General features: G+C 57.5%; 10 protein-coding genes. 5 read left to right on the top strand and 5 right to left on the bottom strand.

The window, feature by feature from the left end:
- The first annotated feature begins 25 nt into the window (after window positions 1–25).
- The 3 genes from EOB59_RS32255 (at window position 26) to EOB59_RS32245 (ending at window position 4033) form a co-directional block, all read left to right on the top strand.
- Window positions 26–1009 (top strand): IS110 family transposase, encoded by a 984-nt coding sequence (locus tag EOB59_RS32255; protein WP_245486849.1) that lies wholly within the window; start codon window positions 26–28, stop codon window positions 1007–1009.
- 438 nt (window positions 1010–1447) lie between these two features.
- Complete coding sequence (locus EOB59_RS32250; RefSeq protein WP_128177969.1) at window positions 1448–2152, top strand: Crp/Fnr family transcriptional regulator; 705 nt, start codon at window positions 1448–1450, stop codon at window positions 2150–2152.
- A gap of 9 nt (window positions 2153–2161) precedes the next feature.
- The gene (locus EOB59_RS32245) at window positions 2162–4033 is read left to right on the top strand and encodes an adenylate/guanylate cyclase domain-containing protein (RefSeq protein ID WP_128177967.1); all 1872 of its coding nucleotides are present in this window, start codon (window positions 2162–2164) and stop codon (window positions 4031–4033) included.
- Here EOB59_RS32245 and EOB59_RS32240 read toward each other — a convergent pair.
- The 5 genes from EOB59_RS32240 to virD1 form a co-directional block, all read right to left on the bottom strand.
- Window positions 4023–4670: a FecR domain-containing protein gene (locus EOB59_RS32240; RefSeq protein WP_128290139.1), complete on the bottom strand. Its 648-nt coding sequence runs from the start codon at window positions 4668–4670 to the stop codon at window positions 4023–4025. The two genes, EOB59_RS32245 and EOB59_RS32240, sit on opposite strands and share 11 nt — an antisense overlap.
- Before the next feature lie 122 nt (window positions 4671–4792).
- The gene (locus EOB59_RS32235) at window positions 4793–5143 is read right to left on the bottom strand and encodes an ISAs1 family transposase (protein ID WP_245486848.1); all 351 of its coding nucleotides are present in this window, start codon (window positions 5141–5143) and stop codon (window positions 4793–4795) included.
- Complete coding sequence (locus tag EOB59_RS36975) at window positions 5143–5742, bottom strand: hypothetical protein (protein ID WP_245486847.1); 600 nt, start codon at window positions 5740–5742, stop codon at window positions 5143–5145. The genes EOB59_RS32235 and EOB59_RS36975 overlap by 1 nt, the downstream gene beginning before the upstream one ends.
- An 8-nt stretch (window positions 5743–5750) precedes the next feature.
- Complete coding sequence (locus EOB59_RS32225; RefSeq protein WP_128177963.1) at window positions 5751–7070, bottom strand: relaxase/mobilization nuclease domain-containing protein; 1320 nt, start codon at window positions 7068–7070, stop codon at window positions 5751–5753.
- Between the two features lie 37 nt (window positions 7071–7107).
- Window positions 7108–7566 carry a T-DNA border endonuclease subunit VirD1 gene (gene virD1 / locus EOB59_RS32220; RefSeq protein ID WP_128177961.1) on the bottom strand — a complete coding sequence of 153 codons (459 nt, stop codon included), beginning with the start codon at window positions 7564–7566 and terminating at the stop codon, window positions 7108–7110.
- A 251-nt stretch (window positions 7567–7817) separates the two neighbouring features.
- On the opposite strand from virD1, the gene EOB59_RS32215 reads away from it, so the two are divergent.
- Both EOB59_RS32215 and EOB59_RS32210 read left to right on the top strand, forming a co-directional pair.
- Window positions 7818–8513 (top strand): conjugal transfer ATPase VirC1, encoded by a 696-nt coding sequence (locus EOB59_RS32215; protein ID WP_128177959.1) that lies wholly within the window; start codon window positions 7818–7820, stop codon window positions 8511–8513.
- Between the two features lies 1 nt (window position 8514).
- A partial coding sequence (locus tag EOB59_RS32210) for a VirC2 family conjugal transfer protein (RefSeq protein ID WP_164895819.1) occupies window positions 8515–8829 on the top strand: 315 nt, incomplete at its 3' end.

The following is an 8829-nucleotide window of genomic DNA, read 5'->3' as shown; positions in this document are numbered from 1 at the left end:
CTTCTGCTGCCCACGATCGCGTGAAATCACTGCCCACGATCAGCGAAATGCGCACGTCTGGCGCGGGAAGTGCGCCTCTGATCCAAAGATCATTGCCGAGCTTATCCGTAAGCGGGCGCCAGCCGCCAAACGCGTGGTGTTCGAGACTGGGCCCCTTTCCGTCTGGTTCTATCACGCGCTACGCTCGGAAAGGGTGCCAGCGATCTGCATCGATGCTCGCCATGCCAAAGCAGCGCTGGACATGGCCGCGAATAAGACTGACGCGAACGATGCCGACGGTTTGGCGCATCTTGCAGAAGTAGGGTTCTTTCGTGAGGTGCGGGTGAAAGGGTTCGACAGCATGCTGACCCGCACCCTGGTGGCGGCACGCACCCGGCTGGTCAGGATCACCACCGAGCTTTCAAACCAGATCCGGGGGCTCATGAAGACATTTGGATTGCTCGTTCCCGCGGGCAAGGGAAGCACATTCGAAAAGAATGTCCGGAGTCTTCTTGTCGATCAGGACGGGCTCGCCCCTATCGTGCTGCCGATGCTGGAAGCCTGGCGCAGCATGCGCATCCGTGCCACCGAGCTCGGACGCCAGCTTGTCGCTGCTGCGCGCCAAAACCAAGCGTGTCAGCTCCTCATGTCGATCCCTGGCGTCGGCACGATCACCGCGACCTCTTTCGTCACCGCCATTGAAGATCCCAACAACTTCAAGAAGTCCCGCTCTGTTGGCGCCTGGCTTGGTCTGACGACCCGCCGCTACCAATCAGGAGAGGTCGATTATGATGGCCACATATCCCGGCGCGGCGATCGTCATTTGCGAGGGCTTCTCTACGAAGCCGCCACGGTGATCCTGACCCGCAGCTCGGCCGACAGCGCCCTGCGGACATGGGGCCTCAAACTCCGCGAGCGGATCGGCTTCAAACGAGCTGCTGTTGCCGTAGCCCGCAAACTGGCCGTGACGATGCACGCGATGCTGAAGGCCGGTGAGTTCTTCGATCGGACCGCCGGCGCCACAGCGTGATAGCCCTAGGAATAGCGTTCGGTCCCCGAGCGCGCTGAGACGTCCCTGCCGGGACGTGGGCAGAGCCATTCCGCTTGATGGGGTGCACCGCTGGCTCAGCAGAGTGCGTCGTCCACATTTGAAGGCTCCTCCCGCGAAGCTCCATCATGCGGCGACCGATGTCGACCGCGAAGACGACCCTGCACCCGGCATACGCGTCTCAGAAACTATAAAGGTGCTTGACTCAACGATCGCGATTAGACGAAACCATCAGCCAAATGAGCGATGATCCCCTCATCAGCCTACCAGCCGTGGCACGCTGATCAGCCTGGCCCCATGCCGGAGAGCACGGCGACCAAGCCGTCAGATACACCACTCCCTGGGACACGATCTTTCCCAGCGATCTGCCGGGCGAGCCTGTCGTCGTTCGAAGGGGGGCTTTTTTGAAGAGGAAACAATATGACCAAGATGGTTAGAAGCCCTGCCTTCTGGCGTTCCTTTCCGATCTTTCGAGACTTCGACGATACGACGATCGCCGCGCTTGCAGATATCTCAAGCTACCGCAGATGGCTCCCAGACACAGTAATATTCCAGCGAGGTGACGAAGGAAATTACATGGCTGGCGTGATCGTTGGACGCATCAAGCTATCTCTGACCACTCCGCAGGGGCGTGAGTTAGTCCTGCAACAAATTGAAGCCGGAGAACTGTTTGGCGAGATGGCCCTGCTAGACGATCGGCCTCGATCAGCCGAGGCCACGGCGCAGGTAGCCACCGAGGGTTTCGTAATTGCTAAGCAGCCTTTTATAGATCTTGTCACACTTACGCCAGGAGCGGCCCCAGCGATCATCCGTTACCTCTGCTCTCGATTGCGGGGCACGACCGAACAGCTGGAAACAATTGCCCTTTACGATTTGAACTCCCGAGTCGCCCGTTTTTTCCTCGGGATCCTGAGGCAGATCCACGGCAATAAGTTGCCGGTGACCGCCAATCTCAGATTATCGCTCACCCAATCGGACTTGGCTGAGATTCTGGGAGCAAGTAGGCCAAAAATCAATCGGGCTGTACTCGCGATAGAGGGGGTCGGCGCCATCAGGCGTATCAACGGGATAATCGAATGCAACACAGACCGCTTACAGCGGATTGCTGAGCCAAGTGAGCTTTAGGAGCTGTGCATGAGGCTGCTACGCGTGAAGCCCATCTTGGCAGGTGTTGCCTCAAGCGCTCTGTCGGCTCTTAGCCTGTTGTCGCCGCTAACTTCATACCTCGACGTCCAGCGTGAGCAGTTTTTTGATACGCTAACTCAATGGATTCCCCCGCCACGCGCAACAGCGATCTCCGTTGTCGATTTCGATCTAAAGTCATTTCGGGAAGATGCGAATAATGTGTGGGATCGCTCAGACGTGGCAAGCGTTGTAGCCAAGATCTCAGAAGGTGGCGCGAGGGCAATCGCTATTGACATCGTTTTCGGCGGAACTTGCGATCCGGGCGAAGAAAGAAATAATGCACTGGCGCAAGCCATCGCGTCAGCGCCGGTTACGCTTGGATTTCTGATTGGAGACAGCACGGAGAGGAGGCCCAAGGAGGCACCACCGGTTGGTGTTCTCCGCCCTGTCACGATTCCGCCGCTCTGGTTCATTGATGGGGCGGAGACTTCCTGCTCTGACTTTCAAATGCGTGCCCGTTCGGTCGCGGCAGCATTTCTCGTTGGCGACAAGGATGCTCATGTTCGGCGGGCGCAGGCCTTTGTCGTCCTTAGCGACGAAGTCTATCCGGCACTCGGGATAGAGGCAGCACGGGTGGCTTTCGGTACACGGCCACCCATTATAGGGGGTGACCCAGTGTGGGTCAGGCTCGCAAAGCGTCGGGTCGAACTCGATGCTGATGGTAGTTTTCGCTTCGCCTCCAGCTCAGCTACGGCTATTGCGGCGCGCACGGTTTCGGCGACTGATGTCCTGAATAAGAGAATCGTTGGCAAACCGTTTGCCGATAAAATTGTATTTATCGGCAGTAGTCTTCCTCAACTCGGTGGCTTGCGGCCGACCGCGTCCATGCCATTGGAGCCTTCCGTTCAAATCCATGCCGATATAGCCAACGCCGTGATAACCGGTTTCATCCCACATCGCGACAGTACAATGCCGATAATCGAAGCCTTCTTGACGTTCTTGGGCGGCTGCCTCATGGCGCTGATTGGGACTCGTACACGGCCAATCATATCGACGGTGCTTGGCCTTCTGCTTATTGCCGGAATTTTTGGGGCTGCGGTCGTGACCTACGCCAAATGGGCGCTTCTGTTTGACGCGGTCGGGCTTAGCCTGTCCCTTATCGCTGCTCTTGCTTGCAGCAGCATCTCCCAATTTGCGTCGACCGGCAAGGCGGAGGCGAGGGCGCGCTACAAACTCTCCAAGTATCTTCCGATGTCAGTGGTAGAACGTTACATTAATAGTCCGAAAGATGACTGTATAACGTACGATGAGCGGCAGGTAACAGCGCTTTTTACGGACATAGAAGACTTTTGCTTGCTTGATAGGAACTTAAGTCCTCGCGATATCGTTGCGCTTCTCAACATTTACTACACCGAGGTCAACGAAATAATTGCTTCGCACGGCGGTATGGTAGATAAAATCGTAGGCGATGCAGTACATGCATTTTTCAACGCTCCTGAAGACCTGCCCAATCATGTGAACAAGGCTTTTGACTGTGCTGAGGCCATCCAGGCGCTGACCGGTGAGATGCGCAAACGACCCAACTTCGCTAAACATAAGTTCGGGCGCACCCGCATAGGTATCGAAACGGGAACTGCGGTGCTAGGCGAAGTCGGCGGGGGTGCCAAGCTCGACTACACGGCGCACGGCAGTGTGGTCAATCTTGCCGCGCGGCTTCAGGAAGCCAACAAGACGCTCGGTACGGCAATCTGCATCGGCCCAAATGCGGCCGCCCAAAGCGGGCGGACGCTCAAATCCCTCGACGTGCACCAGATACCGGGATTTGGGAAGCTGGAGCTGTTCACCACACCGCTCGAAGCCGAAGCATCAGTCAGCTACTAGCCAAGGTGATGCCCGCATAAGCCTCAGCTATGCGCTTCTCATCCCACATTGAACAATTGCTGGGTGGTGCGCCCAGCCGTGTGATTTCCAGACCCTCACCAGTCCCAACAGGTTGCAACATACCGCCAGCTTCAACTGTTACCAGGCCGTGCTCAACAAAGATTGCATGAACCCCGCGGTTTGGACCACAGAAGAACTTTGTCCCGCGCACCCCCAGCATCCCAAAAATAGTTCGTACCGAGACATCAATCTTGGGCATTTTTTCGGGTCGGTCGAAGACCATCTTTCCCGTGACTAGTTCCAGAGTGCCGCCCTGAAGGGCAGCGAAGCGATCGATGACAAACTCGGTTTCGCTGCCGAGTAAGATGCGAGTGCCGTCTGTGAGTTTTAATTCAGCGTAGCTGTGGCGACTAGTCGCCACAATATCCCCGTCATTGATATCGCTGCCAACAATCAAAGGCTGTAGTTTGGCTTGACGCTTACGATTGACCGCTCCGCGAACGGTAACGACGATGCCGATTAAGTTTTCAGTCCAACTCGGCATCGTCACCGAATTTGCCAGGGCGATCGCGGAACCCAATGTGAAGGCCCGTCGACTAAGGGGACTCTGCCAGGAGAATTTGTCTGTTGTCGTCATGGAGTCTCCATCTTGAAAAAGAGAGCTGGTTTGCGCCTGCTCTTGTCTTGAGCCTCCCGAATCCCGGACCTACACAACGCCACTGAATGCGATGCATAATCTGATCCCCCTCAGGCGCAGGGCTATCGCATATGGGTGAGAGCGTTGATGAGATAGTCGTCATTCCAAGCGCATTTCTTGATGCGATGGCTGATGGGAACTTTGTCGGCGTCGGCAGCCTGGAGGATATTTCTGGCGAGGCGGTTGATGAGGGCAGTGTTAGCGGGAGCATTGTCCTTGCGGGCACGGCTCAAGTCCTCGCCCAGATACACGTCGAGCATCCAGTGCAGGCCATTCTCGATCTGCCAATGGGCTCTGGTGAGCTCGAGTGCCTGCTGCGGCGACAGCAGTGTGGAGGCCATGAACAGACGCGTCATTGGCTTGGCCTGATCGCGCCGGCTGGTGATGCGGATGAAGGCCCTGTGGCCGGGCATCAGCGGCTCCCCAGTCGCCACGACCTCTGCCTGCCGCCATGACCTCGTCCTGGTCGCCGCGCCGCAGGCGCGGCAGGCGGCGGCCCGGTTCGGGGTCGGAATATCGAGTGCGATCCGTCGCCGATCGCCGCCATTAGTCCCGCTGCCACGGCCAGGTTAACGCCGGTAATGGTGAGCAGACGCCTGATCGCTGGATCGTCCAGCGTGGTCTCGGCAATCCCCCGGTCGAGGATCGCCAGGTCCTTGGCGAGCCGATCGAGTTCGCGCACATGCCGCTCGATCGCAAACCGATCATCGTCGGGCACTGGCTGGCGCGCCAGCCAGGCGCGGCCGCGGACGTTGAACAGATCGGCGTGCGGACCCTTCGGGATCAGGTGCGCATGCAGGATCGCATGCTCCTCATTCTCGATCCGGGTCCGATGCCGCACGACCTGATAGCGCCGCGCGGCCAGCCTGCGCATTCGCTCGGTTCGCTCGACGGATTGGCGCAAATGGTCAGCGTCGGTTTCATCTTCGCTGCCTCCAGAATTCGCGCGAGTCCGAATTTTTTCGCGTTCTCCTGAGTCAGGCTTGGCATCTGTGGTTTCAATATTGCTCATGCTCATACTCAGCGAGAACCGCCGGGGTCATGGCGCGATCGTTCGACCACGCGGCCGCTGCGAAGGCGCCGCGGTTGATTAGGATCGAGGTCTTGAGGATCGGGCTCACGGCGGTGATGCCGCCTTGCGCGTTCATCGGCTTCGCGCTGTTCACGGGCCGCCTGTTGGGCCCGGGTTTCAATGATGCCGGGGGCGTAGCGACGGCGCTTACGTTGCTCTGGCCGCTCCGAATCGAGCTCTTCAGGCCTTTGGACGTGCCGCCTAGCGCGTTCATCGGCTTCGCGCTGTTCACGGGCTGCTCGTTGGGCTCGCGTTTCGATGATGCCGGGGGCGTAGCGGCGGCGCTGCCGTGGGTGCTGGGGTGTATTGGAACCGGCGTCTTCAGGTTCCGTCTCCGGGCGCCGACGCCGCCGGGCTTGGCGCTGTTGCTCGAAACCGCTCTCATCCTGCGTACCGTGCCCCGCAGCTTGTCCCTGCCCACCGGAGTCGCTTCGCCTTCCCGAGTCAAAATCGTCGCCCAAACGAATTTCATCGACTGTATTGTCGCGGGTGGCCGGTCCAGCGTTGCTCCCGGATGCTTGCCCAGGGGCGTCTCCGTGACTTGGTCCATGTGGACCAGGCCTTGGCCCCCTGTCGCCGTCGCCAAGGTTTGTGGGTCCGGGTGATCCTCGGGGAGTGACGGGAACATCGGGTTCTGGGTGCGGGCGAATCGCAACGGTTTCTCCAGCCCTCTCCCTGCGTCGGAACTCCGCATAGGTAATCGGTCGCTCCATGATGCCGCGCTCAGCACGCGAGGTCGCATCCAATTCGATACCGTTGTCATACGCGGCATCAACAAGCGCTGCGCGCATATTGTTGTAATTGTGATAGGGATGGCGGCGTGAGATTTTCAACCAGTGACCTTCCAGCGCCCTGCGATTGACCACCACATGCAAATGTGGATGTTGCCGGTCGACATGAAAGGCAGTGATGTAGTCGAATGTACCGCCCTGGCGCCCCGAACCGACTATGTTTTCCACCCACGCCCGGCCGGCAGCGTGTGCGTTATTGGTATCGGTGCCACGCGGAAAGCTGACGATGATGTGCGTGGTGAGGTCCTGGTTGCTTTCTGCCTCTGGCTGGCCAGGTTGATAGTTGCCGGTTTGCTCGGCCCAACTGTGTGCCATCTCGTGAAGGCGATCGTATGGCACCGCAACACCCTGATGACGCGAGGATCGCAGGAGGTCAATGGTGCCCTCGCGAGACAGGTAATTCAGTTGATCCCGGATTTGGCGTGCGGTACGGGCGCCGCCTCGAGGTACAATTCTTATGATGGCTTGCGGGGGCATCTTGGCCACCTGACAGCGACGTTCCCAGAAAATCCTCTCACCGTACGCTCTCCTGCAATAATCTTCGGCCGTCTTGCCGCCGTCGGGAAATGTTCAGTATTGTGCGAAGCAGGGCATCGAGGGCGGCGAATTCTTGGCCAAACTGCTGCCTATGGCTCTCGAAGCGTTCGATATCCACCCTACCATCGCGACTTGCAATCCGGCTCATGTCGTTGAGCGCATCGGCAATTTGACCAATGCTGCTGGTGATTTCTTGGAGGTTTTGGCGAGTGTCGGCGTCAATTTCCAGGAAGCCTGCTATCCGACGCGCTGCGATGCGGAGGGCCAAATTGCTTGTCAGCCCGAGCGCCCGCGACTGTTCCGAGAAAGATTCAAATTCAGCCGACCGCAACCGCACGCTGACTATCTTATAGCCAAGCGGGTCAACTATCGCGACGCTTCGTCTTCTACGAATAGAAGCATCATCGAATAAGTGTAGAAAGTACTCATCAGTCATTTCTCTGATCCACCTTCGAAGAAATAGTCTCGCTGCATAGTTACAACAGAAACCAACAGTCCTTATCATAGTGATATCCATCGTAAATGGAATCAGCAAAAGATTACAGATGTAACCGAGAGCAATGAAGTGTTCAATATTATAGGACGTAATTACGTTGACAAAATCGTATTTTTAGGATTGAATCAGTAATTAATACCTAAAATGAATGTAGCTCTTACGGGAGCATCCAGGCACAGGTAAACTACGATATGAAACTGATTACTTGCTGCTCATTCAAAGGTGGAGCGGGTAAAACCACGGCCTTGATGGGGCTGTGCTCCTCGCTTGCCTCCAAGAAGAAGAGGGTTGCATTGTTCGAAGCTGACGAAAACCGCCCCCTTACAAAGTGGAAAGAAAACGCCCTTCGCAACGACGCTTGGGATCATCAATGCGAGGTGTTCGTCGCCGATGAATTGCCTCTACTGGAGGACGCATATCAACAGGCTGAAGCTGCTGGCTTCCATTATGCGCTGGCCGACACCCATGGCGGTCTGAGTGAACTGAACAATATTATTGTCGCCAGCTCCGATTTTCTTCTGGTGCCAACCATGCTGACACCTCTGGACATAGATGAAGCGCTTGCGACTTATCGCTACATCATCGAGCTGCTACTGGCAGAGGCACTGCAAACACATACCGCCATTCTTCGCCAGCGAGTTCCTATTGGAAGACTGACGGTCTCTCAACAGGCCGCCAACGACATGCTAGAGCTTCTGCCAGTATTTGACGTGCCCATGTATGAGCGTGATGCCTTCGCGGCCATGAAGGAGCGGGGGATGTTGCACATGACGGTGGCGAATATGTCCCACACTCCCGCAATGCGACTAATGTTGCGTAACAACCGGCACGCATTGGATGAGCTTACCATGATCGGTGCTTTCGTAGAGAAGGCGTTGGAGGGTTGATATGGGTATCCGCAAACCGGCTGTTTCGGTGCAGGAGGCGCGCCGACTCGCGGCGGGCCAATCGGAGAGGTCGTTCCAGGAGAGCATGCCGGCCTCCTCAAATCCGCCAGTAGCGATCGCACCAATCGAGCCGACCAGTCGCCAGGCGGGCAATAGAATAGTACCTGGCCGAGCTTTGCCCGCGAGAAGGACCGCTCCTCTTTCGAATGAACGCCACGACGCGGATCCGAAGGTGCAGGTGTTTCTGTCAGCAGCGCTTCCCGCCCGCGGCATCTCCGCGACTTTTGACGCGTTGAGTGCAGAGTCTCGCCCTGCC

The organism is Mesorhizobium sp. M7A.F.Ca.MR.176.00.0.0 (genome assembly GCF_004023165.1).
Classification (GTDB): Bacteria; Pseudomonadota; Alphaproteobacteria; order Rhizobiales; family Rhizobiaceae; genus Mesorhizobium.
This window is presented reverse-complemented; position numbering and strand designations above follow the sequence as displayed.